Source organism: Streptomyces akebiae (assembly GCF_019599145.1).
Classification (GTDB): domain Bacteria; phylum Actinomycetota; class Actinomycetes; order Streptomycetales; family Streptomycetaceae; genus Streptomyces; species Streptomyces akebiae.
This window is the reverse complement of sequence record NZ_CP080647.1, coordinates 7118825-7144834: the sequence shown is the minus strand read 5'-3', so window position 1 is coordinate 7144834 and position 26010 is coordinate 7118825. Positions and strand designations below refer to the sequence as shown.

23 protein-coding genes and 2 pseudogenes are annotated in these 26010 nt (G+C 70.9%); 11 read left to right on the top strand and 14 right to left on the bottom strand.

Translation table 11 applies throughout. The annotated features are described in order from the left end of the window. The first annotated feature begins 107 nt into the window (after positions 1–107). Positions 108–3038 carry a helix-turn-helix transcriptional regulator gene (locus K1J60_RS30920; protein ID WP_220651777.1) on the top strand — a complete coding sequence of 977 codons (2931 nt, stop codon included), beginning with the start codon at positions 108–110 and terminating at the stop codon, positions 3036–3038. Between the two features lie 61 nt (positions 3039–3099). Here the strand turns inward: K1J60_RS30920 and K1J60_RS30915 are convergent, their stop codons facing one another. Continuing rightward, a complete protein-coding gene (locus tag K1J60_RS30915; RefSeq protein WP_220649076.1) occupies positions 3100–3957 on the bottom strand; it encodes a hypothetical protein in 858 nt (285 codons plus the stop codon). A gap of 148 nt (positions 3958–4105) precedes the next feature. After that, a complete protein-coding gene (locus K1J60_RS30910) occupies positions 4106–4495 on the bottom strand; it encodes a hypothetical protein (RefSeq protein ID WP_259407998.1) in 390 nt (129 codons plus the stop codon). A 324-nt stretch (positions 4496–4819) separates the two neighbouring features. Between K1J60_RS30910 and K1J60_RS30905 the strand changes: the two genes are divergently transcribed. Next, a complete protein-coding gene (locus K1J60_RS30905) occupies positions 4820–5491 on the top strand; it encodes a response regulator (RefSeq protein ID WP_220649075.1) in 672 nt (223 codons plus the stop codon). Beyond that, a complete protein-coding gene (locus K1J60_RS30900; RefSeq protein ID WP_220649074.1) occupies positions 5488–6606 on the top strand; it encodes a sensor histidine kinase in 1119 nt (372 codons plus the stop codon). The genes K1J60_RS30905 and K1J60_RS30900 overlap by 4 nt, the downstream gene beginning before the upstream one ends. A gap of 64 nt (positions 6607–6670) precedes the next feature. Here the strand turns inward: K1J60_RS30900 and K1J60_RS30895 are convergent. The 3 genes and pseudogenes from K1J60_RS30895 to K1J60_RS30885 all read right to left on the bottom strand — a co-directional run. Next, a pseudogene (locus K1J60_RS30895) lies at positions 6671–7178 on the bottom strand (NAD(P)-binding domain-containing protein); the annotation flags it as partial. Further along, positions 7175–7945: an aquaporin gene (locus K1J60_RS30890; RefSeq protein WP_220649073.1), complete on the bottom strand. Its 771-nt coding sequence runs from the start codon at positions 7943–7945 to the stop codon at positions 7175–7177. The pseudogene K1J60_RS30895 and the gene K1J60_RS30890, both read right to left, overlap by 4 nt. Before the next feature lie 39 nt (positions 7946–7984). Beyond that, the gene (locus K1J60_RS30885) at positions 7985–8293 is read right to left on the bottom strand and encodes an ArsR/SmtB family transcription factor (protein WP_220649072.1); all 309 of its coding nucleotides are present in this window, start codon (positions 8291–8293) and stop codon (positions 7985–7987) included. Between the two features lie 92 nt (positions 8294–8385). Here K1J60_RS30885 and K1J60_RS30880 point away from each other — a divergent pair, with 92 nt between their 5' ends. From K1J60_RS30880 to K1J60_RS30865, 4 genes are all read left to right on the top strand, one after another. Continuing rightward, a complete protein-coding gene (locus K1J60_RS30880; RefSeq protein ID WP_220649071.1) occupies positions 8386–8799 on the top strand; it encodes an arsenate reductase ArsC in 414 nt (137 codons plus the stop codon). Further along, a complete protein-coding gene (trxB, locus tag K1J60_RS30875) occupies positions 8796–9818 on the top strand; it encodes a thioredoxin-disulfide reductase (RefSeq protein ID WP_220649070.1) in 1023 nt (340 codons plus the stop codon). The genes K1J60_RS30880 and trxB overlap by 4 nt, the downstream gene beginning before the upstream one ends. A 951-nt stretch (positions 9819–10769) precedes the next feature. Next, positions 10770–10910 (top strand): hypothetical protein, encoded by a 141-nt coding sequence (locus tag K1J60_RS30870; RefSeq protein WP_220649069.1) that lies wholly within the window; start codon positions 10770–10772, stop codon positions 10908–10910. Between the two features lie 1106 nt (positions 10911–12016). Then, positions 12017–13078, top strand: coding sequence for a LacI family DNA-binding transcriptional regulator (locus K1J60_RS30865; RefSeq protein ID WP_220649068.1), 1062 nt, complete (start codon positions 12017–12019; stop codon positions 13076–13078). Between the two features lie 100 nt (positions 13079–13178). On the opposite strand, the gene K1J60_RS30860 is transcribed toward K1J60_RS30865, so the two are convergent. Then, complete coding sequence (locus K1J60_RS30860; protein WP_220649067.1) at positions 13179–14663, bottom strand: ricin-type beta-trefoil lectin domain protein; 1485 nt, start codon at positions 14661–14663, stop codon at positions 13179–13181. 1070 nt (positions 14664–15733) lie between these two features. Between K1J60_RS30860 and K1J60_RS30855 the strand changes: the two genes are divergently transcribed. The 3 genes from K1J60_RS30855 to K1J60_RS30845 all read left to right on the top strand — a co-directional run bounded on the left by K1J60_RS30855 (position 15734) and on the right by K1J60_RS30845 (position 17897). Continuing rightward, positions 15734–16135 (top strand): DUF6153 family protein, encoded by a 402-nt coding sequence (locus K1J60_RS30855; protein WP_259407997.1) that lies wholly within the window; start codon positions 15734–15736, stop codon positions 16133–16135. Between the two features lie 115 nt (positions 16136–16250). Beyond that, a complete protein-coding gene (locus K1J60_RS30850) occupies positions 16251–16889 on the top strand; it encodes a DUF305 domain-containing protein (protein ID WP_220649065.1) in 639 nt (212 codons plus the stop codon). A gap of 126 nt (positions 16890–17015) precedes the next feature. Beyond that, positions 17016–17897, top strand: coding sequence for a F510_1955 family glycosylhydrolase (locus K1J60_RS30845; RefSeq protein ID WP_220649064.1), 882 nt, complete (start codon positions 17016–17018; stop codon positions 17895–17897). Between the two features lie 256 nt (positions 17898–18153). Here K1J60_RS30845 and K1J60_RS30840 read toward each other — a convergent pair whose 3' ends face one another. The 8 genes and pseudogenes from K1J60_RS30840 to K1J60_RS46190 all read right to left on the bottom strand — a co-directional run bounded on the left by K1J60_RS30840 (position 18154) and on the right by K1J60_RS46190 (position 25005). Further along, positions 18154–18318: a hypothetical protein gene (locus tag K1J60_RS30840; protein WP_220649063.1), complete on the bottom strand. Its 165-nt coding sequence runs from the start codon at positions 18316–18318 to the stop codon at positions 18154–18156. Beyond that, positions 18315–18713 (bottom strand): hypothetical protein, encoded by a 399-nt coding sequence (locus tag K1J60_RS30835; RefSeq protein WP_220649062.1) that lies wholly within the window; start codon positions 18711–18713, stop codon positions 18315–18317. Before K1J60_RS30835 ends, K1J60_RS30840 begins: the two co-directional genes overlap by 4 nt. A 214-nt stretch (positions 18714–18927) precedes the next feature. Then, positions 18928–21486 (bottom strand): heavy metal translocating P-type ATPase, encoded by a 2559-nt coding sequence (locus tag K1J60_RS30830; RefSeq protein ID WP_259407996.1) that lies wholly within the window; start codon positions 21484–21486, stop codon positions 18928–18930. A gap of 167 nt (positions 21487–21653) precedes the next feature. Next, positions 21654–22232 (bottom strand): PspA-associated protein PspAB, encoded by a 579-nt coding sequence (gene pspAB / locus K1J60_RS30825; protein ID WP_220649061.1) that lies wholly within the window; start codon positions 22230–22232, stop codon positions 21654–21656. A 17-nt stretch (positions 22233–22249) separates the two neighbouring features. Further along, positions 22250–23164: a zinc metalloprotease HtpX gene (gene htpX, locus K1J60_RS30820; protein WP_220649060.1), complete on the bottom strand. Its 915-nt coding sequence runs from the start codon at positions 23162–23164 to the stop codon at positions 22250–22252. A gap of 7 nt (positions 23165–23171) precedes the next feature. Beyond that, positions 23172–23450, bottom strand: coding sequence for a PspA-associated protein PspAA (gene pspAA / locus K1J60_RS30815; RefSeq protein ID WP_220649059.1), 279 nt, complete (start codon positions 23448–23450; stop codon positions 23172–23174). Then, positions 23447–24223 carry a PspA/IM30 family protein gene (locus tag K1J60_RS30810; protein WP_220649058.1) on the bottom strand — a complete coding sequence of 259 codons (777 nt, stop codon included), beginning with the start codon at positions 24221–24223 and terminating at the stop codon, positions 23447–23449. Before K1J60_RS30810 ends, pspAA begins: the two co-directional genes overlap by 4 nt. A 486-nt stretch (positions 24224–24709) precedes the next feature. Next, positions 24710–25005, bottom strand: a pseudogene (locus K1J60_RS46190) (DUF1214 domain-containing protein). 240 nt (positions 25006–25245) lie between these two features. Here K1J60_RS46190 and K1J60_RS46185 point away from each other — a divergent pair. Next, positions 25246–25938: a transposase gene (locus K1J60_RS46185; RefSeq protein ID WP_259407995.1), complete on the top strand. Its 693-nt coding sequence runs from the start codon at positions 25246–25248 to the stop codon at positions 25936–25938. The last annotated feature ends 72 nt before the right edge of the window (positions 25939–26010 follow it).

Sequence of the window (26010 nt, the reverse complement as noted above, 5' to 3'; positions counted from 1 at the left end):
GGTTACGACGATCAGCAGGAGAGAATGACCTGTGGGGGGAATGTAAAGGCGAGGGGGCAACTGTGGGAGCGGACGGGGTAGTTGGGGACCGTGGCCAGGGGGCTCCGCTGCTGGGCCGCTCCGTCGAACTGGCCCGGTTCGACACACTGCTCGACCGTGCGGCAGGCGACGCGCGCGGCCCGGCCGGGGGCGAGGAGTTCCACGACGACGGCCGTTCCCGGCTCGTCGACATCACCGGTGAGGCAGGCATCGGCAAGAGCCGGCTGCTCGGCGAGGTCTGCGCACGGGCAGCCCGCCGCGGCATGACGGTACTGCGCGGCAGGGCCACGGAGTACGAGCGGCGGGTGCCGTTCCAGGTGTTCACCGACGCGCTCGCCCACCTCGACCCGCACGCCCTGGACGGTTTCCAGGAGACCGACGCCGTGGCGCCCCTCCTTCAGCGGAGCGGCGCGGTCGACCGTTTCGGACTGCACCGGTCCACGGCCGCCCTGCTCGCCCGGCTCGCCGCCCCGTCCGGGCTGCTGCTGGCCCTCGACGACCTGCACTGGGCGGACCCGGCGTCGCTGGAGCTGCTGGACCATCTCGTACGCCATCCCGTGCACGCCCCCGTCGTCCTGGCCGTGACCCGCCGTGACCGCCAGAGCCCCGAGTCCCTCGCCGCCGGGCTCACCCGAGGACTCGACGCCGGCACGGTCGTCAGACTCGGCCTGAGACCGCTGAGCGCGGACGACTGCGCCGAACTGGCCGGCCCCGACCTGCCACCCGCCGAGGCGGCCGCGCTGCACGCCGCGAGCGAGGGCAACCCGTTCTACTTCCTGACCCTGCTTCAGGCCCACCGCGAGAGGACGACGCCCGAGTCGTCGGCGCCGCCCGGCCTCGGCACCCTGCTGCTGGACGAACTCACCGTGCTCGCCCCCTCCCGGCGCGCCATCGTCGAGGCCGTGGCGGTCCTGGGCGAGCACGCCACCCCGGCGATGGTGAGCCGGGTGACCGGCCGCTCCGGTACCGCGTTCACCGACGACGTCCACGCTCTCACCCGCCGTGACCTGCTGCGCCCGGCACCGCAAGGCCTGTTGACCCTGCGGCATCCGGTCGTGCGCACCCTCGTCCACGAAAGCACGCCCTTCTTGCGGCGCGTCGAGATCCACGGACTGGCCGCGCGGGAACTGGCCCGCGTCGGCGCCTCGGCCGCCGAGCGGGCCCACCATGTGGAACAGGCGCTGACCGGCTGGGACCCGGCAGCGGTGGCCGTGCTGGACGAGGCCGCCGCGCGCACCGCCCGGACGGCCCCGGCGAGCTGCGCCCACTGGCTCGACGTGGCCCTCCGCCATCTGCCGGACACGCCCGAACACGCTCCCCGGCGGCGCGAGTTGGTCCTGAGGCGGGCCCGCGCACTGGCCGCGTGCGGTGGCCTGCGCGAGAGCCGCGACCTGCTCCAGGAGCTGATCGCCACCCCGCAGCGGTCGCCCGGTGGCCCGGTCACCGCCGAGGACCAGGGCCTCAGAGTGCGCGCGGTCGTCCTGTGCGCGCTGGTGGAGCGTCATCTGGGACGCTCCACCGAGGCCGTCGCGCTGCTGCGCCGCGAGCTGGCCCGCGGCCCCGCACCGGGCCACGTCGTCCGGCTCGGCCTGGAGCTCGGCTCGGCCGCGCCCCTGGACAGCGACACCTCGTACGCCCAGGTGCGCGCCGAGGTCGAGGCGGCCCTCGCGGCGGCCCGCGCCACGGGGGACGAGGTCGGGGAGGCGGGTGTCCTCGCCGTCGCCGCCCTGGGCGAGGCGTACGAGGGCAACATGACCGCGGCGCACCGGCTCGCCCGGCAGGCCGCCGCCCTGGTCGACTCCCTGCCCGACAACGACCTCACCGCGCTGTGCGAACCACTGGCCCGGCTCGGCTGGGCGGAGGCGTTCCTGGAGCACTACCCGGACGCGGAGCGGCACGCCGAGCGCGGCCTCGACATCGCCCGCCGCAGCGGTCAGCTGTATGTCGTGCCCCATCTGCTGCTGTGCCTGTCCCATGTCCGGGTCCAGACCTGCCGGATCCCCTCGGCGCTGGAACTCGCCGACCGGGCCGAGGACATCGCCCGCGGGATCGGCAGCGACCAGTTGCTCGCGTTCGTCCTGGCGAGCAAGGCCGCGGCGCTCGTCGCCGGCTGTCCGCCGGGCGATCCGCGCCCCCTCGCCGTCGCCGAGGAGGCGGTGGCCGCGGCCGGCAACGGGGTCGACTGGTGGGCCTCCACGGCCTGGTGCATCTTCGGCTGGGCCGCGCTCATGGCCGGCGATCCGGTCCGCGCCCGGGACGCGATGCTCCGGGCGGGCGGCCCCGAACTGCAGCGGATGCAGCCCTCGATGCGGCCGCTCTACCTGGAGATCCTGGTCACGTCCGCCCTGCTGACGGGCAGGCCCGAGGAGGCCCGGAGCTGGGCCGAGCGGGCCCGTAAGGAGGCGGAACAACTGGGGCTGCCGATGCAGCGGGCCTCCGCGCTGCGCAGCACCGCCCATCTGCCGCTGGCGGAGGGGGACACGGCAGCGGCGGCGGACCTGTTCGCGGAGGCCGCGGTGGAGAGCGCCCGCTGCGGCGCGGTCTTCTGGGAGGCCCACTCCCTGCTGCTGGGCGCCCCGCTGGAGGCGGCGGCGGGCCGCGGCCGGAGCGGCGCGCACGCCTGGCTCAGGGGGCGCCGACTCGCCGAGGCGGGCGGCAGCGGGATGCTGGTCGGCCTCGCCGACGCCACCCGTCCGCCCGGTGACGGCTCCGAGGCTCCGTACGGTTCCCCGGACCGCGCCGAACTCACCGAACGGCTGGCCGGCCTGACCGCCAGGGAGCTGGAGATAGCCGAACTGGTGGCGCAGGGGCTCACCAGCCAGGCCATAGCGGACCGGCTCTACGTCAGCCGGCGCACCGTCGAGACCCATGTCTCGCGCACCTTCCGCAAGACCGGGGTCTCCTCGCGTACCGCATTGGCCACGCTGATGGCCCGCCGCCGCGCCGCGATCCGTTTCGGGGACGCCCGCGCGGAGCGGGACCGACCGTGGCCGGGGTGACCTCGGCGGTGATCGGTGAGCCTCGGCGCACCGGCCACCGCGGTCTCGGCCGGGAAGCCGCCTACCTGACGTCGACGAAGTCGCCGGGCGCCGTCGCTGAGCCGGTCGTGGTGGTGCCGGCGAAGACGAAGCGGTAGTAGCCGTCGGATCCGGCCTTGGTGGTGGTGCTCAAGGCGCCGGTGCCGCTGGTCTTGACGGTCTTGAGGGTCGTGTAGGTGCTGCTGCCCTTCTTGCGGAACTGCAACCGCACCGGCTGGGTCGCGTATCCGGCGTACTTGCCCGTGGACCAGTTGGCGCGGCTCAGCTTGCCGGTGACCGTGATGGTCTTGCCCTTCTTCACCGGCTCCGGGGAGGCGTTGGCGGTCAGCTGGGCGGCACGCTTGATCTTGGTCCTGGCGACGTCGTCGTCGTAACTGGCGTTCGCGTAGAGGTCGTAGGCGCCCAGGAAGAGTTTCCAGGTCCCCGCGGTGCCGTTGCCGTCCTTGAAGGCGACCGCGGGATCGATGGTGAAGACCGTCCGGCAGCTGTAGCTGTAGCCGCCCTGGACCGGCGTCTCCGTGCAGGTGGGGTACTCGTCCGACTCCAGGGCGCCGGTGATGGTGTCCGTGCTCGAACTGTCGGTGCCCTGCCACAGGAAGGCCTGGGTGATGGCCACGCCTTCCTCGTCGAAGGCGGTGAACGTGACGGGAACGGCCTTCTTGCCCGTCACACCGAGAACGATGTCCTTGCCCTTGTTGACGACCCCGTTCTTGAAGGTGGTGCCGCCCACGGCGTCCTGCGGCTGGACGTTCTTCGAGGCGAGGGCTCTGAGATCCGTCGCCGCCCCACGGTGCTCCGCCGCCTGGGCGGCACTCGGAAGGACGAGCGCCGAGAGGACGAGGGCGCCGGAAATGACGGTGGCCGCAGCGCGTGTACGCATGTGATTCCCCCATGATGAGGTCGGGCGGCCCTGCCCGACTGTCCTTGGGGCAGGGCCTGTTGATGTGGTGAAGGTCAGCGCGCGCCCGGCCCCGCGGAAGAGGCTCAGGGTGTGGGAGAGCGGCGGACGTCGTCGATGCCGGGGTACCTCACCGGTCGAACCAGTTCCTGGCTTCCGCGGAACCGAAGCTCCGCAGCACGACGAGGGCGAAGACGATGCCCGGAAGAACCGAGACGCCACCCCCCTGGAACAGGCCCAGCAGACCGCTCAGCAGGCTCAGCGCCTCGATGACGATGACCGTGACACGTACCCCGTTCGACCGCTTGCCCGCGAAGGCGCCGCACAGGATCAGAGCACCCGCGATCAGCAGCGACAGCACCGCCACGAACCGGAGCAGCCCGGCCCCCTCGTCCTGACCGTGGTCCGCCGCGTCGTTCACCACGGCCAGCAACAGGGCGCCGGCCGCCAGGTTCAGCACGCCCTGGACCCATATCCCGACCACCGCCAGCCTGACGTTCTTCGGCATCTGCGCTTTCATGCCCGGTGTCGTCATGAACGCCATGAAACGGCACGGGTGTCAGGGGCACATCAGTAGGAGTACGTATTCCAGGTACGTATGTGCCATCCCCGCCTCCGTGTACGTATGTGCCGTCGCCGCATCCGTCGCCATCGCCGCGAGCCCCCCTCTCATCGCACGCGCCGGGCGATCGCGGTCGGCCGCGGTGCCCCTGCCGACCGGTGGGTGCCACCCCGCCGTGTGGCGGGAGCTGCCGCTCGACGGGCCGCCGACGCTCCGCTTGGCTTTAGTCTTCGAGTCGGCACAGCCGGACGACGGCAGGGACGAAGGTGAGGCGGAGCGCGCGTGATCCGGGTAGTGGTGGTGGACGACGAGGCACTGGTCCGCTCGGGCTTCCGACTCATTCTGGGCGCGTCGGAGGACATCGAGGTGGTCGCGACCGCGAGCGGCGGCGAAGCCGTGGAAGCCGTGCGCCGGGAGCGGCCGGACGTGGTGCTGCTGGACATCCGGATGCCGGACGTCGACGGGCTCACCGTGTTGCGCGAGCTGCGGACGATGCCGGATCCGCCGGTGGTGGCGATGCTGACGACGTTCGACGCCGACGAGTACATCCTGACCGCGCTGCACCACGGTGCGGCCGGCTTCCTGCTCAAGGACACCGAGCCGGAGCAACTCGCCCCCCTGGTACGCACCCTCGCCGCGGGCGGCGTGGTGCTCTCCCCCAAGGCGTCGCGGAGCCTGCTGCACAGCCACCCCGGCACCGAGGCCGCCGTCGACGAGGAGGCCGCCCGGGTCCGGCTGCTCACCCCCCGGGAGCGCGACGTCCTCGTCCTGGTGGCGGAGGGGCTGTCGAACGCCGACATCGGGGCGCGCGTCCACCTGGGTGCCGGAACAGTCAAGGACCACGTCAGCGCCATCCTGACGAAGCTTCGGGTGACGAGCCGGGTACGGGCCGCGCTGCTGGCGCAGCGGGCCGGACTGCTCGATGAGCGCCCGCGGTCGCAGGCCGGGCGATGAATCGCGCCCGCGCGCTGTGGGAGCGTGTGCCCGCGCCGGCCGTCGACCTCGTCCTGGTGATCGCGGCGGCCGTGGACGTGTGGCTGAACCTCTTGGACGACACGCGCCTCGGTGTCGCACTGGCCACCCTCGGCTGCGCCGCGCTGGCCTTCCGGCGCCGATTTCCGCTCGGCGTGTTCCTGCTCACCCTGCCCATCGCGCTGACGCAGCCCGTCGCCGTCGCTCCGCTCGCGGCGCTGTTCACGCTGGCCGAGCGTTCCCGCAACCGCCCTCTCCTCGGGGTGTGCGTCGCCCTGGTCGCCGTCGCCAACAGCACTCCGTGGCCCCTGGCCGGCCTCACCGAGGTCGGCCGGACCATGACGCTGGTCACCTTCGTGTACAGCCTGGCGACCGCCGCCGCACCGGTCCTCATCGCACAACTTCTCCAGGCGCGACGGGACTTGGCGCGACGGCTGGTCGAGATCGAGGAGGCCAGGGAACACGAGCGGGTCTTGCACGCCCAGGCCGTCCTCGCCCGCGAACGCGCCCAGCTGGCCCGCGAGATGCACGACGTGGTCTCCCACCAGGTCAGCCTGATCGCCGTACAGGCCGGAGCCATGCAGGTCGCCGCCAAGGACCTGGACGCCAAGGAGGCCGCACGCACGATCCGTTCGCTGAGCGTCACCACACTCGACGAACTGCGCACCATGGTCACGCTGCTGCGCGCCTCCGGCGGCCGAGCCACCGAGCTGACGCCTCAGCCCACACTCGCCGACCTGCACGAACTGGTGGAGTCCAGCGGCACCCACGCACAGTTGACGGGTGAACTCCCGACCACCGTGGGCACACCGGCCCAACGCGCCCTCTACCGCACGGTCCAGGAGGCGCTGACGAACGTCCGCAAGCACGCCCCCGGCGCCACGGCCCGCGTCGAACTGTGGCAGGACGGCGACGACGTCGGAGTGACCGTCGCCAACACCCCGCCCACACGTCCCTCCCTGCCCCTGCCCGGATCACAACACGGTCTGGTCGGCCTGCGGGAACGGGCCGACATCCTGCGCGGCACCCTGGAGGCGGGCCCGACCACGGAGGGCGGCTACCGGGTGCGGCTGCGGATTCCCCTCGGCGCCGACTGACCGACCGGGACCACATGGCGTCCTATCGGCCGCGCCCGTTCCGGCCCACCGGTGCGGCCGGACGTACGCCCACAGCGCCGTGACCGTCACTCATCGACGGTGTGCAGCCATCGACGGTGTGCAGCTGCCGGCCGGCGATATCCCCTCGGCCGGGGACGGCGGGGAGGAAAGGGCGCCACCGGGTGCCGGTCGCGCTGATCACGGCCCGGGCGCGCCAGGTGCCGGAGTCGGTCTCCACCCGCAGGAGCCCGCCGTCGCGGTGGACAAACGAGCACGCGTACCGGCCGCTCGACGGCAAGCTCGTACCGCTTCTCGTACTCGGCGAGGTACTCCACCCCGTGCTGCGCGTCGGGGTACTCCTGGCCGGTCCGCGGAAGCATGGGACGGCCGGGCAGCGAGGAAGGGGCGGCCGGGGAGAACAGGTGCGGGGAGTCCCAGGTCTGCTGCCAGGCCCCACCCGCCGCGGTCCGGGCGTCGAGGATGACGAAGTCGAGGCCCGGACGGCGCAGGTGGTAGCCGGCGGCGAGCCCTGCCTGGCCGCCGATCACCACCACCCGCGCGGTGTGTGTCACTCGCCGGCTTCCCTGTCGGGCGTGAAGATGAGGGCCACCAGCCCCAGTCCGACCACACCACCGACCAGCTGCATGCCGATGAAGCCCGGGACCGAGCCGGGCGCGATGCCCGCGAACGTGTCGCTGAAGGTGCGGCCGATGGTCACCGCCGGGTTGGCGAAGGACGTCGACGAGGTGAACCAGTACGCGGCGCCGATGTAGGAGGCGACGGCCACGGGGGCGAACCGCAGCTGGTCGGTGCGGGCCAGGCCGAAGATCAGCAGGATCAGGCCGGCGGTGGCGACGACCTCGCCCAGCAGCAGGTGCCCGGCGGACCGGTCGTGCGTGGACCACTCCACCAGCGGCTCGCCGAACATCGCGTCCGCCAGGATCGCGCCCGCGATCGCACCGGCGATCTGCGCGGGGACGTAGACCGCCGCCTCGCGGATCGTCACCCCGGCCCCGCCGCGTCGGCCCGTCCACCACTCGGCCAGCGTGACCACGGGGTTGAAATGCGCGCCGGAGACCGGCCCGAGCAGGAGGATCAGGACACCGAGGCCGAAGACGGTCGCCAGCGAGTTGGCAAGCAACTGCACCCCGACGTCCTTCGTGAGCTCCGTGGCCTGGATACCGGAGCCGATCACCACCGCGACCAGGGCCGCGGTGCCGACCAGTTCGGCGGCGGCGCGGGCCGCCAGCGGCCTACGCGGCGGAGTGGCGCCCGGAGCGGGCTGCGGCGCGGCGGAAGGTACGGCCGACTCCGCGGCGGACTCGTGCGTGGTGGTCAACAAGGACTCCTTGGTGCGGTTGCCGGGGGTAGCAAGGGGTCAGGGGCAGGACCGCTTGTTGTCGGCGGCGGTGCGGGCGGACTCGGCCAGGTCGGCGAACTGGCCCGCGAGGGAGGCGATGACGTCGGGCTTGAGCCGGTAGTAGGTGAACCGGCCGCACGGCTCCGTCTCCACGACCCCGGCCTCGCGCAGCACTCTCAGGTGGTTGGAGAGGTTCGTCTGCCGGGCACCGGTCTCCTCCACGAGGTGGGTGGTGCACAGCGTCTCTTCGGCGAGCAGGGTCACGATCCGGAGCCTGAGCGGGTCGGCCAGAACCCGGATCAGATCAGTGTCGACTGACGTCATCATGTGCTGATACTGTCACATCAGTGGTGGCTGACACCACTGGGTGCTGACATCATTCGCACCTGATGCCGTCGTGAGACAAGAGAGAGCCTCCGATGTCCGACAAGCCCTCCGTGCTGTTCGTCTGCGTCCACAACGCCGGCCGTTCCCAGATGGCCGCCGCATGGCTGACCCACCTGGCCGGGGACCGCGTCGAGGTCCGCTCCGCCGGCTCCAACCCGGGCGCGGGCGTCAACCCGGCCGCCGTCGAGGCCATGGCCGAGGTCGGCATCGACATCTCCGCCGAGGTCCCGAAGCTGCTCACCGTCGACGCCGTCAAGGAGTCCGACGTCTGCATCACCATGGGCTGCGGCGACACCTGCCCCGTCTTCCCGGGCAAGCGGTACCTGGACTGGCAGCTGGAGGACCCGGCGGGCCAGGGCGTCGAGGCCGTGCGTCCGATCCGTGACGAGATCAAGGTGCTGGTCGAGGGCCTGATCAAGGAGATCGCGCCGGAGCCCCAGGCATGAGCACCGGCACCGGCACTGGCACTGGCACTGGCACTGACACTGGCACGGAGATACGCGACGTCATCGTCGTCGGCTCCGGCCCCGCCGGATACACCGCCGCCCTCTACACCGCCCGCGCCTCGCTGAAGCCGCTGGTCTTCGAGGGCGCGGTCACGGCCGGCGGCGCGCTGGTGCAGACGACCGAGGTGGAGAACTTCCCCGGCTTCCGTGACGGCGTCATGGGCCCGGACCTGATGGACGACATGCGGGCCCAGGCCGAACGCTTCGGCGCCGAACTCGTCCCCGACGACATCGTCGAGGTCGACCTCACGGGTGCGGTCAAGACCGTGACGGACAGCGCGGGTACGGTCCACCGGGCGAAGGCCGTCATCGTGGCGACGGGCTCGCAGCACCGCACGCTGGGTCTGCCCGGCGAAGCCGCCCTTTCCGGCCGGGGGGTGTCGTACTGCGCGACCTGCGACGGCTTCTTCTTCCGCGAGCACGACATCGTGGTGGTCGGCGGGGGTGACACGGCGATGGAGGAGGCCACCTTCCTCTCCCGCTTCGCCAGGTCCGTGACCGTCGTCCACCGCCGCGACACGCTGCGGGCCTCCAGGACCATGCAGGAGCGCGCCTTCGCCGACCCGAAGATCTCCTTCGTCTGGAACAGCGAGGTCGCCGAGATCCACGAGGACGGCGGCAAGCTCGCCGGGCTCACCCTGCGCGACACCGTCACCGGCGAGACCTCCGGCCTCCCGGCCACCGGACTCTTCGTCGCCATCGGCCACGACCCGCGCACCGAACTGGTCACCGGCCAACTCGACCTGGACGGCGAGGGCCACCTCAAGGTCGCCTCCCCCTCCACGCGCACGAACATCCCCGGCGTCTTCGGCGCCGGTGACGTGGTCGACCACACCTACCGGCAGGCCATCACCGCCGCGGGCTCCGGCTGCGCGGCGGCCCTCGACGCCGAGCGGTACCTCGCCGCCCTCAGCGACGCCGAAGCCGCGGGCGTCGAGCCCGTCACGGCCGCCCTCTGACCACCTTCCGGAGCCAGGGCACGGCTCTCGACGGCCGCCTGGTGCGGCCCGTGCCGCCAGATCGCCTTAAGGCGAGACGGGCGAGGCGCGTCCCACAACCACGCCTTATCGGAATCACCCTAACAATGCACTTCCGGGCGCTTCAAATTCAACCACATGTTCCACGCTATTGACAGAATGAGAACCACACAAAGAAAACATCCCACATAGCTGAAAACTCCGCCTGCGTTACGAAAAGAGAGCCACAGAATATGAACCGAGAAAGCTATGGCGATAGCCAGAATGGAGCCATAGATTAACATATTGGCCGTGTAGCGCCCCCACGAACAGGCGCCAGGATCAAGGAATTCCTCACCGACAGTTACGCCAAATCGGAACGCCCCCGAAGGCCTCCTCGGGCATGTGAGGCTCTTCCGCACCGGGACACTTTGAATCAGGGAAGGGTCCATGGCCACAAGTTGCGCCAGCCTTCGCTCTACCAGGAGCGCCGCATGTGATCTTGCTCCATTCATCCCGACCATAACTTGATGGTAAGCGACAAGCGCACATGCGGGAGTGGGGGCGAACGCAAGAACGCTACCGTTAAGGGGGCTGGCTGCACTCGTGTATGCAGATATGGCCGCCATATAAGTCAAGGCGAAACCGAGTATCGCGAGAGTGTTGGTGAACACCGCTGCAGTGTCGGCGCGTTCAGCTTGATAAAGGGAAGTCAGCAGAGAAATCTCCTCGCCCCTTGAGGGCGATGGATTACTGGACATTGCACTATGCCCTTCACTCAGGCCACGCCCACCCCGCGAGGCGCCAACGTCGGGGAGCCTCGCCCCCGATGGCTTCCACCCCACTGCTACCCCAGCACTGCGACCGAATAGACGCTCGGTCGGGCAGACTTTACCTACCAGAGACCCCGGCGACGGCGGCAACCAGCATCGAACTGTCCCCACAGTCGTCGAGATGGCCATCAAGGTGGGGCAACACCACCACAAGACCGACCGGGAACTCGGCGGCTCCACCTACGGCATCAAGCACATCCTCACCGTCCGCTCCCCGCACGGCGAGCCTGATCCGACGCTCCCCGCGCTGCGCAGCAGCTGAGCCAAGCTGAGGGCATGGTGGTACCTCATCCCATCCCCCGGCACGCTCACGACTTCCCTGGCAGCCCTCGCCTGTGACGTACAGCCAGCCACCATCCGCGACTGGGTCCGCCGTGGTGTCCTCGCCCACTGCGGCGGCTCACCCAAGCGCCCGGTCTACCGCGTCGCCGACGTCATGGCGGCCAAGGACGCGGCTGAGCCATGCCGCCCGGACAGCGCGGCGAAGCAGCCGCTTCACGTGCGACGATCCATGCACCACGATCCGGGTGTACAACTGCGCCCTCAACCAGCACCCACAAGCCGCTCGGAAGCCCGAGCACCAGAGGTCCCCAGCCCGCTGGCCACGACCCACGGACGCCTGGACCAGGACTAGGTTCCGGCCACCACGGCATGGAGCGGCCCCGGCCGTGACGCGCTACGGCCCGTGCCTGGTCCCGCCCGCCTCCACGGAGGGGCCGACGCGGTTCCGCAGGTGAGAACGTTCCTGCGCCGAGAGGCTTCGGTGGGGCGGGGGACTCGAAGCCACGGCCGACGGATTATGAGTCCTTCGGGGATCTTGGCGGCCTTTGCCGATCCATGCTCATCTTGGCCGTTCCACCAGGTCAGACGCTGCACCGCACCTCACCTCTTCTCGGCCCTTGCCGGTCTTTGCCGATGCTTGTGTCCCACCTACCTCCCGACCGGGTCCCGGAAAGACAAGCCCGGCCGACGCCGAGGCGATCATGAAGCGAGCCCCGTCGCCGCGAAGGACGCCGTGTCCCGGCACATTCACCGCCAGGCGCAGCACGAGGCGTCGACTCACACTGCGGCAGCCCGTCCAGGTCGGCGCGCCGCCGGAGGACCTGGGCGCGGTTGCCGTCGGTGACCTGGAACTCCGGGCGTACGGCAGTGGTCCGGTCCCGCAGCAGTGCACCGCGTCCTCCGGCGCCAGGGAGGGACGGCGAAGACCTGCTCGCCGTGGGTCCCCGGAGCCACGGTGTCCCGGGGGGCGCGGTTGGCCAAGATCACCCGTGCGGCGCCGATGGCCGACAGTCGCGGGGCCTCAGACGCCCGGGAAGGGGGCCTAGGCTGTTGTCAGGGCCCGAGGAACGGGGGAAGCAAGGGATCATGGCGATGGGGGACGAGACCATGTCCGGACGGTCCAGGCCGTCGATGGCGGATGTCGCCCGTCACGCCGGTGTCGCGCCGCAGACGGTTTCGCGCGTGTCCAACGGCCACACCAACGTCGACCCGGCGACCAGGCAGCGGGTCGTCGAGTCGATGCGGGCGCTGGGCTACCGGCCGAACGGAGCCGCACGCGCGCTCAAGAGCGGGCGGTTCAACACGATCGGTGTCATCACCTTCACGCTCAGGACGTTCGGAAACACGCGCACGCTCGACGCCATAGCCCAGGAAGCCGCACGCGCCAAGTACGCCGTCACCCTCATCCCCGTGCCGGACCCGACCATGGGCAAGGTCTTCGGTGCCTACGACCGACTCAGCGAGGCAGCCGTCGACGGAGTGATCCTCGTCTTCGAGGCGCATCTCCTGGACACCGCGGAGTTCAGCCTGCCACCAGGGGTTCCGATGGTGGTGGTCGACTCCGGCACCGGTCCCGGTTACACGGTGGTGGACACCGATCAGGCACAGGGCGCTCGTCAGGCGACGGAGCACCTGCTGGAACTCGGCCACCGGCAGGTGTGGCACATCGCCGGCCCCCCGACCTCGTTCTCCGCGGCCCATCGGGTCGAGTCCTGGCGGCGCACCCTGCGGGATGCCGGCGTCGCCCCGCCCCCGGTGCTGTACGGCGACTGGACGACCCGGTCCGGATATCAGCACGGGTTGGCTCTGGGGCGAAGGCCGGAGGTCACGGCGATCTTCGCCGCCAACGACCATATGGCGCTCGGTGTCCTGCGTGCCCTGCACGAACTCGGCCGCCGGATTCCCGACGACATCAGCGTGGTGGGGTTCGACGACATGGAGGAGACCCATGCCTTCTGGCCACCGCTGACCACCGTGCGGCAGGACTTCGCCGCGGTCGGCCGGCTCAGTCTTCAGAAGCTGCTGAGCAAGATCGGCCGCACCGGTCCCGACACGGTCGACAAGACCTTGGTCCCGACCCGGCTGGTGGTCCGCGCGAGCACCGGAGCGCCGCCGCCCGCGCCGGAAGGCGAAGCGCGGCGGCGCTGAAACCCGTACGGGCCCGGCGAGGGTACTCGCCGGGCCCGTACGGTTCGGATCAGTGTCGGATCAGTGTCGGATCAGTGGTCTAGGGGACCAGGTGCCTACATCAGCTTCTGGTCCACTGCTGGTTGCTGCTTCCGTTGCAGAACCAGACATCGACCGCCGTGCCGTTGCCGGTGCCTCCTCCGGCTGCATCCAGGCAGAGCTCCGGGTTCGCGACGCTGGTCACGGTGAGGTCCGCGTTCACGTTCCACTGCTGGGCCGCCGCGCCGGTGCAGTCGGAGATGACCACGGGGTCTCCCGCCGTGGCTCCGGTGCCCCCCACCGTCATGCACTTGTTGCCGTAGACGGTGAGTTGTTTCTCCGCGTTCCAGTTCCAGGACTGGTTGCCGCCGTCGTTGCAGTCCCAGAGGTCGAGTTGGGTGCCGTTGGTCGTGCTGAAGCCGGGCACGTCGACGCAGCGGTTGGAGCCCACTCCGCGCAGGACCTCACCGGGAGGCGCGGGCGGCAGGTCGTTGACCGGCGGGGTCTTGCCGAAGCCGTAGCCCCAGCGCAGCTGCGCGACTCCGCTGGCGTTGTTGTCCACCAGGTTGCCCTCGGAGTCCAGCGACTCGATCGAGTAGGCGTCGCCGAACCTCAGGCCCGGCCAGTACACCAGCCCCATCCCCTTGCTGCGGGCGGTGTTGGTCACTGCCGCGAGGTACGAGGTGTAGATGTTGCCGTTCCACGCGCCGTAGTTCAGTCCGGTGGTCATCGGGGAGCCGGCCTCGTCGATGATGGTCCGGCCGGCGTACTCGCCGATCCGGGCTTCGAGGTCGGCGACCCAGTCCGCCTGCTGGGTGTGGCTGGCCCAGAAGCCGTAGAAGTGCAGCGACAGCAGCGTTCCCCGCAGTTCGCGGGCCGCGCCGACACCGGTGACGTTGTCGTTGTAGCCGGTACCGCTGATCACGACACGGCCGCGCGGGACGTCCTTGTGCTGGGCCAGCCAGCCACTGGTGACGGACACCCACTGGTCCAGGGTGTAGCCGTGCGGCTCGTTCATGGGCTCGAAGTAGACCCGTGGGTTGTGCTTGTACTCCCGCACCACGGTGTTCCACATCTTCTTCCAGGCGGCCGTGTCGTCGACCAGGCCGTCCTTGCTGGTGTTGGCCTCCCAGTAGCTGACGATGACCTTGTCGCCGTGGGCCGTGGCCGCGTCGATCGTCGCCCGGTAGGACTTCCACCAGTTGGTGCCGACGGTTGCCGGGTTGATCGGCAGTCTCAGGGTGTTGGCGCCCAGGTTCTTCTTGAAGCCGCGCACCATGCGACCCGTGGTGCGGTACACGGTGCGGTAGTCGTCGGTCACCGACAGCCCGCTGGGGACCACGGCGTCACTGGCGTAGTTGTCCCGCGGGTCCGCCCAGTTCACCCCGCGGAAGTCACTGGTACCGCCCTTCGCCCCGGGCTTCACCGGCGCGTACGAGGCGGCTGACGTCTCGGCGGACGACTGGGCGAGGGCGGGGGCGGGGGCGGTCAGGAACATGAGTGTCGCGCCGAAGCCGGCCATGAGCACACTGGCCAGTCTTCTCGACCGCGTCGGGGTCTTGGTCATGTCGTCTCCAGTGACGGAAATCGCGGAGGGCGGGGTGCGGGTTCGTCACCTGAGCCGAGGCAGTGATGAACCAGGGTCCGGATACAGACACTCGGGCCCGTGTAACCGGCCATGGTTACGTAACCATGGCCCGGACACTGGCACGCCGCCCGCACCGGTGACAAGACCCATGACGGTTCCGAATTGCGCCAGACCCCTCTTTCTGGGCCCGGGACCCGGAGCGGTTCATCGCCTGGTGGAGTCGAGGGCGGCCGTCCGGCAGGCCGTCGGTGGGCAGGGTGGTGACCTGCTTCGGGCTGCCGCCACCGGTCGGCAGCTCCCCCACACCGGAACGCGCGGCGCCGTCACCGGAGCGCGCGGCGCCGTCACCACGGCACCCTCGACGAACTCTCCCGAACCGACGGCCTCGCCGAGGCCGCGCGCCGTCTCCGGCCCGCCCGCGCAGCCGGCACCCCCCATCGCGAGGCGTTGCCGCCGGCTGTGCGGGCGGATCGGTCCGCTGCGCGGGGGGATGCCCGGCCACGAGGAATCCGGGTTCGACGTTCGCGCCAGGAAGCCGGGCCCCGGGCCGGGTCCGGCCCCGCACGCCCGCTGATACGTTTCGGCAGGTCAGAGACCCGCATGGCGGGGGCGAACGGGGGGAACGGGATCGGGCGTCGCTCCAGCGGAACGATCCCGCCGCGGCAGGGTCGGCACTGGTCGGGTGGGCGGGGCGCTGATGGTGGCCAGGCCCTTGCCGCTGCCGCCGCCGCTGCCGCCATTCGAGCGGCTGACCAGGGCGAGCAGCGCGCAGACCGTCCCCATGACAGCAGCGGTGAGGGCTCTGTGCCGTGAGGGAAGGATCACCGGGGGGCGGGCCTGTGGAGCGGGGACCACATGGCCGACTCGGCGGGTGTCCGGCGATTGCCTTCAGGTTCGCGGTCCATGGCGGTGCTCGGCCGGCTCGTACCGCCGTCTGCTTCCCCCGCTCACCCCCGGGAAGGTGCGGGTCCTGTCCGGCAGCAGGGCGGCACCCAGGCAGGCTGTTCGCTCGGCAGCGGGGTCCGGCGGGCTTGCGTAGCATGAAGGCTGTGACAGCCCGTGCACAGCCCGCGCCCGCGCCACTGAGGTGGTGGCAGGCGCTGCTGGTGCTCGGGCTGCTGGCCGGGTTGGTCGGCATGCATGGCCTCGCGCCGGGCGGGACCACCGCCGTCACGGGCCATCACTGCTCCACCGCCGCGCACGCGGACATGGCGATCATGGGCGCCGAGTCCGTCTGTGACCGCCACGGTGACGGCAGCGGACACGCACTGCATGCCGACCCGACGTGTGCGTCCGGCGCCGTCGGGGCGGGTCCGGCTCTTCCCGCGCTGGTCCCCGATCCCTGCGGCCAGGCAGGTTCGCCGGTGAGCGGCCTGCGGTCCATGGCCGCGGAGCCGGAGGGCGGGCGTGCTCCCCCCTCGCTCGCCGAGTTGCAGCTGCTGCGGAGATAGGACGAGGCCGAGCCGTATCCACCGCTGCCGCGTGCGTCGCGGCCGCCAGGTGTACGGCCCCAGCCATGTTCGCGCCCTTCGGCGCGCTCTCCCCTCTGCACCTCAGGAGTTCCGCATGACCAGCACTCGTTCCCTCGTCCGTCGCGTCGGCCTCGGCGCCACGGCAGCCGCCGCCTCACTCGTCCTCGCCGCTTGTGGCGGCGACGGCGGGTCCGACAGCGGCTCGGCCGCGCAGACATCGGCCTCGGCCAGTGCCGAGGACACCGCCGGCGCCCACAACGACCAGGACGTCTCCTTCGCCCAGGGCATGATCCCGCACCATCAGCAGGCCATCCAGATGGCGAGGATGGCCACCGCTCAGGCGTCCTCCGCCGAGGTCGAGGACCTGGCCTCGCGCATCGAGAAGGCCCAGGCCCCGGAGATCGAAACGATGTCCGGCTGGCTGAAGGCGTGGGGCGAGGAGGTGCCCTCCTCCATGCCGGGCATGGACCATGGCATGGACCACTCCGGCAGCTCCGACACGCCCGGGATGATGGACACCGAGGACATGGACGAGCTGATGGACGCGTCCGGCAAGGGCTTCGACACGATGTTCCTGACCATGATGATCGAGCACCACGAGGGCGCCGTGGACATGGCCACCACGGAGAAGGAGCGGGGACAGTACGGGCCGGCCAAGAAACTGGCCGACGACATCATCACCGCCCAGAAAGCCGAGATCGAGGAGATGAACAAGCTCCTCGGCAAGAGCTGACGACACCCGCATCGAGGCTCGGGCCTGCGTCAGGCGCGGCCCGGCCCCCATGCCGTGGGCACATCCCGCCCGGTCCCTGAGCCCCCGCTCGCCACTCCTCCTCACGCTCGTCGAGAGACCCTCCGCATGAAGATTCGTTTCCGCGCGGCCACCGCCATCACCGGGGCCGTCCTCGCGGCCGTAGTGGCCGCGTGCTCCCCCGGCTCCGACACCTCGTCCGACACGGCTTCGGCAGACGGCTCCGGCGGCCTCGCCGTCAGCCACGTCCACGGCCTGGGCATCGACCCGGCCGACGGACGCCTGTACGTCGCCACCCACGAAGGCGTGATCGCCGTGGCCGACGACGGCACCGCCGAGCGGGTCGGTGACACGGCCGACTACATGGGCTTCACCGTCATCGGGCCGAAGACGTTCCTCGGCAGCGGCCACCCCGCCGAGGGGAGCGGCGGCCACGGCAACCGCGGCCTGATCCGGTCCACCGACTCCGGCAGGACCTGGAAGAACCTCTCGCTGGGCGGCACCACCGACTTCCACTCCGTGGAGTACGCGCACGACACCGTCTACGGCTACGACAGCACCCGCGGCCTGCTGCGCGTCAGTACCGACCGCACCACCTGGGACAGCCGCGCCCGACTCACCGCCCTGGACATCGCCGTCAGCCCGAAGGACCGGGACGTCGTGCTGGCCACCACGGAGGACGGCGTCGCCGCCAGCACCGACGGCGGCCGGGCGTTCGGCACCGGTTCCGGGCGGGTCCTGGCCTTCCTGTCCTGGCCCGCGGCCGACGCCCTGTTCGGCGTCGACCTCGCAGGCGGCCTGCACCGCAGCATCGACGACGGGGCGACCTGGTCGAGGGCCGGGACCGTTCCGGGCGGGCGGCCGCAGGCCCTGACCGCCGTCGACGGCGAACGCGTCCTCGCCGCCACGCAGGACGGCGTGTACGAATCCCGCGATGGCGGCAAGACGTTCAGCGAACGTCTGCCCGTGTCCGCCGCGGGAGGGCACTGAACGCCGCTGAACACAGCATCGGGGGCTGTTCCATGTGCTTGGCCAAAGGCCGCCTGCCTGCCCCGCACCCGCCGCGGCGAGTTGGAGAAGCACCAGCGAGGAGAACCGGCTGGAGGTACGCCTCGCCGAGTTGCGCGTCCGTAGGAACACGCCGCATCCCGAGCCCGCCGACGGCAGGCGCAAGCGTCATGAGTCCTTTGGCCCGGCGCGGTCCCCGTGTGTGCCCCGAGAACGGCTACCAGGTGACGGACGGGGGTCAGTGGCTATGGGACGTGTGACCGTCCTCGGCCGGCTCGGCGGGCGCCTCGGCCGGCTTGTCCTGCTCGGCGGGAGCCTGGTCCTGCCCGGCGGGAGCCTCGGCCGTGGAGCCGTGGTCGTGGCTGTGGCCGTCGGAGCTGATGGTGCCGGCAAGGGCGGTCATGCCCAGCCAGGCGAGGGCCGAGACGACGACGACGCCGACCGCGAACGGGCTGATGAGGTGCCGCCAGCGCCCCTTGGAGTCCTTGGCGACGAACGCGACGTAGGACATGAGCAGGCCGATGGGGTCATCCAGGCGCTGCGCTCGGGAAACTGCTCGAAGTGCTGGATGCCGCCGCCGACCAGCCCGACACCGAAGGACAGCAGCAGCGAGAACGCGACCAGTGAGACTGCCTTGCTCAGCGCCGGACGCTCGTCGGCCAGCACGAACTCGTTGACGAGGGTGCCGAGGAGGAACACGAAGGCGCCGACGACGCAGATGATCGTGTACAGCGACGGATCGATCGGGTAGTGGACGACGGCGCCGGCGATGAGGGCGGCGCCCATGAAGTAGAGCATCTGCCCGACCGGGACCTCCGGCAGGGGGCTGCCCGTCTCACAGCCGGAGGGTGGACGACGCCGAGGCCGATGAGGAGCAGGCCGAGCATTAGCGGGCGTACCAGGAAGCCCTCGGCCGCTCCGGCTGTCCTCGCGTGGTTGCCCCGGGGGGCGTACGGGACGCTGTCAGGCCGCAGCTCCGAGAGGAGACGTCCCGGCCTCGCCGCTGTGTCCTTCAGCGCGCCGACGCGCCGCCCGCCCCGGTGTCGGGGGCGGCGGGGGCGCCGACGGGGTCTTCGCCGGGCGAGGGCGCCGCGCCCGGCAGCCGGAGGCGTTTGAGGGCGAGGGCGTTGACGGCGACGATGATGCTGGAGCCGGACATGGACAGGGCGGCGATCTCCGGCCGGAGCACCAGGCCGGTGGCGGGCTCGAAGACGCCTGCCGCGATCGGCAGGGCGATGGTGTTGTAGCCGATGGCCCAGCCGAGGTTCTGGCGCATCTTGCGCAGCGTGCTGCGGCCGATGCGCAGGGCAGTGGGCACGTCGAGCGGGTCGGAGCGCATCAGGACGAGGTCGGCGGTCTCGATGGCGACGTCCGTGCCGGCGCCGATGGCGATGCCGAGGTCGGCCTGGGCCAGCGCCGGGGCGTCGTTGACGCCGTCGCCGACCATGGCGACCTTGCGTCCGCCGCGCTGCAGCTCGGCGACCTTGGCCGCCTTGTCCCCGGGGAGGACCTCGGCGATGACGGTGTCGATGCCGAGGCGTCCGGCGATCCGCCGGGCCGTGGCGCGGTTGTCGCCGGTGAGCATGACCACCTCGACGCCGAGGGCGTGCAGTTCGGCCACGGCGTCGGCCGAGGTTTCCCGGGGCGCGTCGGCGATGCCGATCAGACCTGCCGCCTGCCCGTCGACGGCGGCGATGACGACGGTGCGGCCGGTGTCGGCCAGTTCCTCGCGGCGGTCGGCCAAGGGGCCGAGGTCCACACCTTCGCGCAGCGCCAGGCGACGGTTGCCGACCGCGACCCGGTGGCCGTCGACGACGGCGGTCGCGCCCTGGCCGGGGACGTTCTCGAAGTGCCGGGCGCTCGCGGGTTCCGCCCCACGGGCGTCGGCGTGGCGTACGACGGCTTCGGCCAGCGGGTGCTCCGACTCGCGCTCCACCGCCGCGACGAGCCGTAGGAGCTCCGCCTCGTCGGTGCCGGGTGCGGTGACCATGTCGGTGACTTCCGGCTCGCCCTTGGTCAGGGTGCCGGTCTTGTCCATGACGACGACCTGGATGCCGGCGGACGCCTCCAGCGCGACGGCGTTCTTGAACAGCACGCCTCGCTCCGCCCCGAGGCCGGTGCCCACCATGATGGCCGTCGGCGTCGCGAGTCCCAAGGCGTCCGGGCAGGTGATGACCACGACGGTGATGGCGAACAGCATCGCGACGCCCAGCGAGCGGTCCGTGGCCAGCAGCCAGACCGCCAAGGTGACGGCGCCGCCGATCAGGGCGACGAAGACCAGCCAGAACGCCGCCCGGTCCGCCAGCCGCTGCCCCGGTGCCTTGGAGTTCTGAGCTTCCTGGACCAGCTTGACGATCTGGGCCAGTGCGGTGTCGGCACCGACCTTGGTGGCGCGTACCCGCAGCGTGCCGTTGGCGTTGATGGTCGCGCCCACCGCCTGCGCGCCGGGCGCCTTGTGCACCGGCAGGCTCTCGCCGGTGACCATCGACTCGTCGACCTCGCTCTCGCCCTCCTCCACCACCCCGTCGACAGCGATCTTGGCTCCGGGGCGGACCAGCAACAGGTCGCCGACCACGACCTCGGCGGTCGGCACCTCGACCGGCACCCCGCCGCGTACGACGAGGGCCTGGGGCGGGGCGAGATCCAGCAGCGTGCGGATGGCGTCGTTGGCGCCGCCCCGGGCGCGCATCTCGAACCAGTGCCCCAGCAGCACGAAGGACGCCAGGACGGTGGCGGCCTCGTAGAAGACGTCGCCGCCGCCGGTGAGCGTGATGACCAAGGAGTACAGCCAGCCGGAGCCGACGGCGACCGTGACCAGCACCATCATGTCCAGGGTGCGGGCACGCAGGGCCCGCACAGCGCCGCCGAAGAAGATCGTGCACGAGTAGAAGATCACCGGCAGGCTCAGAAGGAGCGCCCACACGTCCTGCCGCAGTCCGAAGGGGACCGGCACGTCGAGGCCGAAGACGTCCTCGCCGATCGGCGACCAGATCACGATCGGCACCGAGAACAGCAGCGCCACCAGGAAGCGGTTGCGCATGTCGGCCGCCATCGCCGTCATGGACATCCCGCCGTGGCCGCCGTGGCCCATCACCTCGTGCGGGGAGGGCATCCTCTCGGGTGGAGCCGGAGCCCCGGCGTGTTCCACGTGCGCGGCCCGTGCCGGCTCCGCGGGTTCGGACAGTACGGCCGCGCCCGCGGCGCGGCCCTCGTGCCCCGTGTGCTCGCCCGCGGCCTCCCCCACGGGCGGATCGGGTTCGGCCATCGGGTCGCAGACATGGGAGGGCACCACCTGGCCCGCGCAGTGGTAGCCGCACTCGGTCACCCAGCGGCGCAGCCCGGCCAGCGACGTCCGCCGGGGGTCGAAGACCACCGTCGCCGACTGCGCGACCGGATTGACCTCGACCTCCAGTACCCCAGGGCGCCGCCCCAGCACGGTGGCGACGGTGCTCTGCTGCGACGCCCACGCCAGGCCGCGCACGTCCAGCACCGCCGTACTGCGCTCCTTCCGTGGATGCGCCGGATCGTGCCAGTGGTGAGCGTGGTCGTCGGCCGGGTGAGTCACGGTCATTCCTCCTTCGGCGTTCGTTCCGCCGCGTCCCCAACCGGGGCAGCGTGGGTGCGCAGCCACCGAGGAAGCGGGCGACCCGGTGAGGACGGCCGGGATCCGCGTCGTCACGACGGGCGCCGGCTCCTTTCACGCGCCACTTCCCCGGACCGGATGACATCGCCGCCCCGTCACAGGCCCGGGGCGCCCCACAGCGGGAACCAGCGGCTCAGGTCCTGCTCGATGCGCAGGTCGTCCGTGAGCACTGCCTTGACCTGTAGTTCCAGCGGGTTGTCGCGTTTCTCGCCGGGCAACGGAGCGAAGGGGTAGAAGGTGCCGCGCTTGTAGAGGTAGACCAACGCCATGGGGCGCAGCTCGGCGTCACGGAAGGAGACCAGGGAGCAGAGGAGTTGCGGACCGAAGCCGCTGTCCTCAAGCGCGGTGTTCACCGCGTGCAGATCGCCCACCAGCGCCGGCAGGCCGTCGGGACCGCGGCGGGAGAGCAGCCATGAGTATCCGTAGGCGTCACGGCTGAACTCCACCGGCTCACCCGCCCGTTCGGAGTCCGCGTCCAGCAGCGCCCGTACCTCCTGCTGGACTTGCGCGAAGGCCGCGCCCTCGATGGAGGCGAAGCACACCGAGCCCGCACCGGTCGGGGTGAAGCCGATGGACGCCTGGAGTGTGATCGCCGCGGAGGGCAGGCCGAAGAGCTGGTCCAGGTCGGGCTTGACCGGCTTGGACCGGCCGAGCAGGGCGTCCAGGAATCCCACGGGGTCTCAGCTCCTTCTCATGGCGTCCGGCCGCCCGGCTCGCCCAGCTCGGCGGAGATCTCCGCGAGGGCCTCCAGGCGGCGTTCCAGGCTGGGGTGGGTGGAGAACAGGTTGGCCACCGCGGTACCGGGGCCGAGGGCGGGGGTGAAGAAGAACGCGTTGAACGCCTGGGCGGTACGCAGGTCCTGCGTGGGGATGCGGGCGATGTCGCCGCTGACCTTGGTCAGGGCCGAGGCCAGAGCGGAAGGCTTCGCGGTCAGCATGGCTCCGGCGCGGTCGGCGGCCAGTTCACGGTAGCGCGAGAGCGCGCGGATGAGCAGGAAGCTCAGCGCGTAGACGAGGGCCGAGACAGCGATGACCGCCACGAGTGCGACGGCGGTGTTCTGGTCGCGCTGGCGTCCGCCGAACAACTGGGAGTAGAAGGCGAAGCGGACGACGAGTCCGGCAAGCACACCCAGGAACGAGGCGATGGTGATCACCGCCACGTCACGGTGCGCGACATGGGAGAGCTCGTGGGCGAGAACGCCATCGAGCTCCTCGGCCGTCAGGCGGCGCCGCAGTCCCGTGGTGACGCAGACGACGGCGTGGTCGGCGTTGCGGCCGGTGGCGAACGCGTTCGGCAGGTCCATCTCGGAGATGGCCACCCGGGGTTTGGGCATGTCGGCGGTGGCACACAACCGGTCGATGACGCCGTGCAGTTGGGGTTGTTCCTCGGCGGTGACGAGTCGGCCGCGCATCGCGTAGAGGGCGATCCGGTCCGAGTACCAGTACTGCGCGGCCAGCAGTCCGGCGGCGATGACGATCACCAGGACTGTGGACTTGAGCAGCACGATCAGCGCGGCGATGAATGCCACGTACACCAGCCCGAGCAGGAACATGGTGACCGCCATGCGGGCGGTCAGCTGCCGGTCGGGCTCGAAGCGGCTGCGCATCGCGTCCTCACCCGGGGATCAGGCCCTCGTCGGACAGCAGTTGTCGCACCTGCGTGAGGCTGGTGCCCTCATCGGGCAGCACGAGGTCGGACGGCGTGATGTCCTCGTCCGGCAGCGGCGTGCCCAGGCTGCGCACCGCGTCCAGCAGGGCCGACAGGGCGGTCGTGAACGCCGCCTCGTCGCCCGCGTCGGCGGCCGACTGCAGCGCGGAGTCCAGCTCGTTGAGCCGGTCCAGGTGCTCGTCGGCGATCTCGTACTGGCCCTCGCCGAGAATCCGCATGATCATGACGTCGCCTCCCTGTCCGAGCCGCCCTTCGGGGCATCAGGACCCTCCACCGCCGCCGACGCGGAAGCGGCGGGCAGCTGTGCCCTCATCCGGGCCAGCTCGACTTCCACATCCTGACCCGCACCCACCCGCTCAAGCTCGGCCTGGATGTCGTCCCGCCCGGCCGGCAGCGTGGCATCCTCCAACGCCCCGGAAGCGATCAACTCGTCCAGCGCACCCGCGCGCGCCTGCATCTGCTCGGTCTTGTCCTGGGCCCGCTGCATGGCAAGGCCCACATCGCCCAGCTCCTCGCCGATGCCGGTCACCGCCTCGGTGATCCGGGTCTGGGCCTCGGCCGCGGTGTAGGTGGCCTTGATCGTCTCCTTGCGGGTACGGAACGAGTCGACCTTCGCCTGCAGGCGCTGTGCGGCCAGGGTCAGCTTCTCCTCCTGCGCCCGCAACGACGTCTGCTGCTCCTGCAGATCGGTGATCTGCGAGGCCACGGCCGTCCGGCGGGTGAGCGCCTCGCGGGCCAGGTCCTCCCGACCGGCCGCGAGCGCCCGCTGCGCCTGGTCCTGCAGCTTGTCCGTGGACTGCCGCAACTGGTTCACCTGCAGCTCGACGCGCCTACGGCTGGTCGCCACGTCGGCCACCCCGCGCCGTACCTTCTGCAGCATCTCCAGCTGCTGGTCGTAGGAGTAGTCCAGAACCTCACGCGGGTCCTCGGCCCGGTCCAGTGCCTTGTTGGCCTTGATCCGGAACAGGGCGGCGATACGGTGAGTGATGCTGGTCATGACAACCGCCTTCCTCTCGCCTCCCGGACTCCGAGTGACTCGGGAGCGACCGGCCGGGCCGTCCGGGCACGTAAGCGACAGCAAGCCTGCCACCGCCGGTCACAGCGGCGACCACGGCTCTTCCATTGTCCGGGCACACTCCCGGCCCGGCACCTCCACCCGCCCCCGGCCGGCATCTGCCTCGGGTCGGTCACGGCATCCTCCCGGCCACTGCCGCGCCCTGAGCGGCACAGGTGTCACGCAGAGTGTCGGCGAAGGCACGGACGAGGCCTGTGGCGATGTGGCCGACACCCCACAGGCCACAGGCGCCGGCAGGTGCTCAGTGGCGAGCAGGGCGGGAAGGGGCGGTACCCACGCCGGGGTCGAGTTCATCCTCGTGTACAAGCAGTCCCTCTGCCCATGCCCCTGCATGCCTTGCCCGGACTCCACCCAGCCGGGGCCAGACCGAGATGTCAGCAGCCTTCAGGCCATGTGGCCTGTCTTGCGTCAAACGACGCGGTTGATCGGCGGGCAGTGCCACCGCGCGTCGATGACCTCGGGGCGCGGGAGGTACATGCGCAGCGCGACGAACCAGATGCCCTGCTGAGGCGTGGGCAGCCAGTTGGACTCCCGCTCGGGCCCCGGTGAGTCCGGCTGCAGGTAGAGAGTCAAGCCCCCGTCATCGTCCTGACGAGCCCCCGGGTGCGGTCTCCGACGGAGTACCTGTTGATCGGATTCCGGATCAGGTTCCGGTCCTCGTCGTAGGCGGTCAGCGACCAGAACGCGTCGACCGGAGGCAGCATCCCCGCCTCGTAGCGCAACTCGTAGCGGCCGGTGGTCAGCGTCTCAGCTTGACTCTGTCGGGGATCTTGATGTTTTCCGATGCGGCAGCATGGTCGACGGGCATGCTCAGGTAGTTCCACTGACCGATGAAGCTGTCGAGGTGCCCGTTGTCTCTGCGCCCCCGTTCTGGTGAGCAAGTCCCGCCTCTGACCACGCAGGTCGCGCGGGCGAGCAACCCGGATGGCACGACGGCGATATGGGTGCGGGACCGGCTGAACGGACTGTGGCGCGACGAGGACTTCGCGAACTGGTACCCCAGGGACGGACGTCCGGGGCTCTCGCCTGCTCAGCTGGCCACCGTCTGTGTGCTGCAGTTCCTGCTCGGTCTGTCGGACCGGCAGGCCGCCGAGGCGGTCCGCTGCCGCATCGACTTCAAGTACGCGATGGCTATGGAGCTGGACGATCCCGGATTCCACCACAGCGTGCTGGCCGACTTCCGCGACCGTCTCGCTGAAGACGGCCGTGCCGACCGCCTCCTCGACCTCGCGCTGGCCCGTCTCAAGGAGGCCGGTCTGGTGCGCGAGCGCACCACTCAGCGCACCGATTCCACCCATGTACTGGCCGCAGTGCGTGACCTGACCCGCCTGGAGCTGATCACCGAGGCGGTCCGCGCCGCACTCGAAGAGGTCGCAGGCATCTCCCCTCATCTGCTTGACGAGCTGGTCGATGAGGACTGGGGGCTTCGCTACGGCCGGCCGGTCCGCCTGGGGAAGAACCCCACCAAGCCCATGACCCGGATCCTTACCACCGGGAACGACGCCCTCCGGCTCCTCGAACACCTCCACGGAGCGGCCCGCATGTCCGGTCCTCGTGTCCAGGTTCTGCGGCAAATCATGGTGCAGAACTACCACCGTGATGCCGCAGGGCACCTTCGCTGGCGCACCGCCGAGTAGGAAGGCGGGGCGGGTCTCCCGCCGTCGTCGAGGGCGATCGTCTCGCCCTACGACACCTCGGCCCGCTACGCA

Coding starts and splice junctions, on each gene's coding strand:
- K1J60_RS30915 (WP_220649076.1), bottom strand. CDS start 3,957: ATGCGTACACGCGCTGCGGCCACCGTCATTTCCGGCGCCCTCGTCCTC.
- K1J60_RS30910 (WP_259407998.1), bottom strand. CDS start 4,495: ATGAAAGCGCAGATGCCGAAGAACGTCAGGCTGGCGGTGGTCGGGATA.
- K1J60_RS30900 (WP_220649074.1), top strand. CDS start 5,488: ATGAATCGCGCCCGCGCGCTGTGGGAGCGTGTGCCCGCGCCGGCCGTC.
- K1J60_RS30885 (WP_220649072.1), bottom strand. CDS start 8,293: ATGATGACGTCAGTCGACACTGATCTGATCCGGGTTCTGGCCGACCCG.
- K1J60_RS30880 (WP_220649071.1), top strand. CDS start 8,386: ATGTCCGACAAGCCCTCCGTGCTGTTCGTCTGCGTCCACAACGCCGGC.
- trxB (WP_220649070.1), top strand. CDS start 8,796: ATGAGCACCGGCACCGGCACTGGCACTGGCACTGGCACTGACACTGGC.
- K1J60_RS30870 (WP_220649069.1), top strand. CDS start 10,770: ATGGCCATCAAGGTGGGGCAACACCACCACAAGACCGACCGGGAACTC.
- K1J60_RS30865 (WP_220649068.1), top strand. CDS start 12,017: ATGGCGATGGGGGACGAGACCATGTCCGGACGGTCCAGGCCGTCGATG.
- K1J60_RS30860 (WP_220649067.1), bottom strand. CDS start 14,663: ATGACCAAGACCCCGACGCGGTCGAGAAGACTGGCCAGTGTGCTCATG.
- K1J60_RS30850 (WP_220649065.1), top strand. CDS start 16,251: ATGACCAGCACTCGTTCCCTCGTCCGTCGCGTCGGCCTCGGCGCCACG.
- K1J60_RS30845 (WP_220649064.1), top strand. CDS start 17,016: ATGAAGATTCGTTTCCGCGCGGCCACCGCCATCACCGGGGCCGTCCTC.
- K1J60_RS30840 (WP_220649063.1), bottom strand. CDS start 18,318: ATGACCGCCCTTGCCGGCACCATCAGCTCCGACGGCCACAGCCACGAC.
- K1J60_RS30835 (WP_220649062.1), bottom strand. CDS start 18,713: ATGCTCTACTTCATGGGCGCCGCCCTCATCGCCGGCGCCGTCGTCCAC.
- K1J60_RS30830 (WP_259407996.1), bottom strand. CDS start 21,486: ATGACCGTGACTCACCCGGCCGACGACCACGCTCACCACTGGCACGAT.
- htpX (WP_220649060.1), bottom strand. CDS start 23,164: ATGCGCAGCCGCTTCGAGCCCGACCGGCAGCTGACCGCCCGCATGGCG.
- pspAA (WP_220649059.1), bottom strand. CDS start 23,450: ATGATCATGCGGATTCTCGGCGAGGGCCAGTACGAGATCGCCGACGAG.
- K1J60_RS30810 (WP_220649058.1), bottom strand. CDS start 24,223: ATGACCAGCATCACTCACCGTATCGCCGCCCTGTTCCGGATCAAGGCC.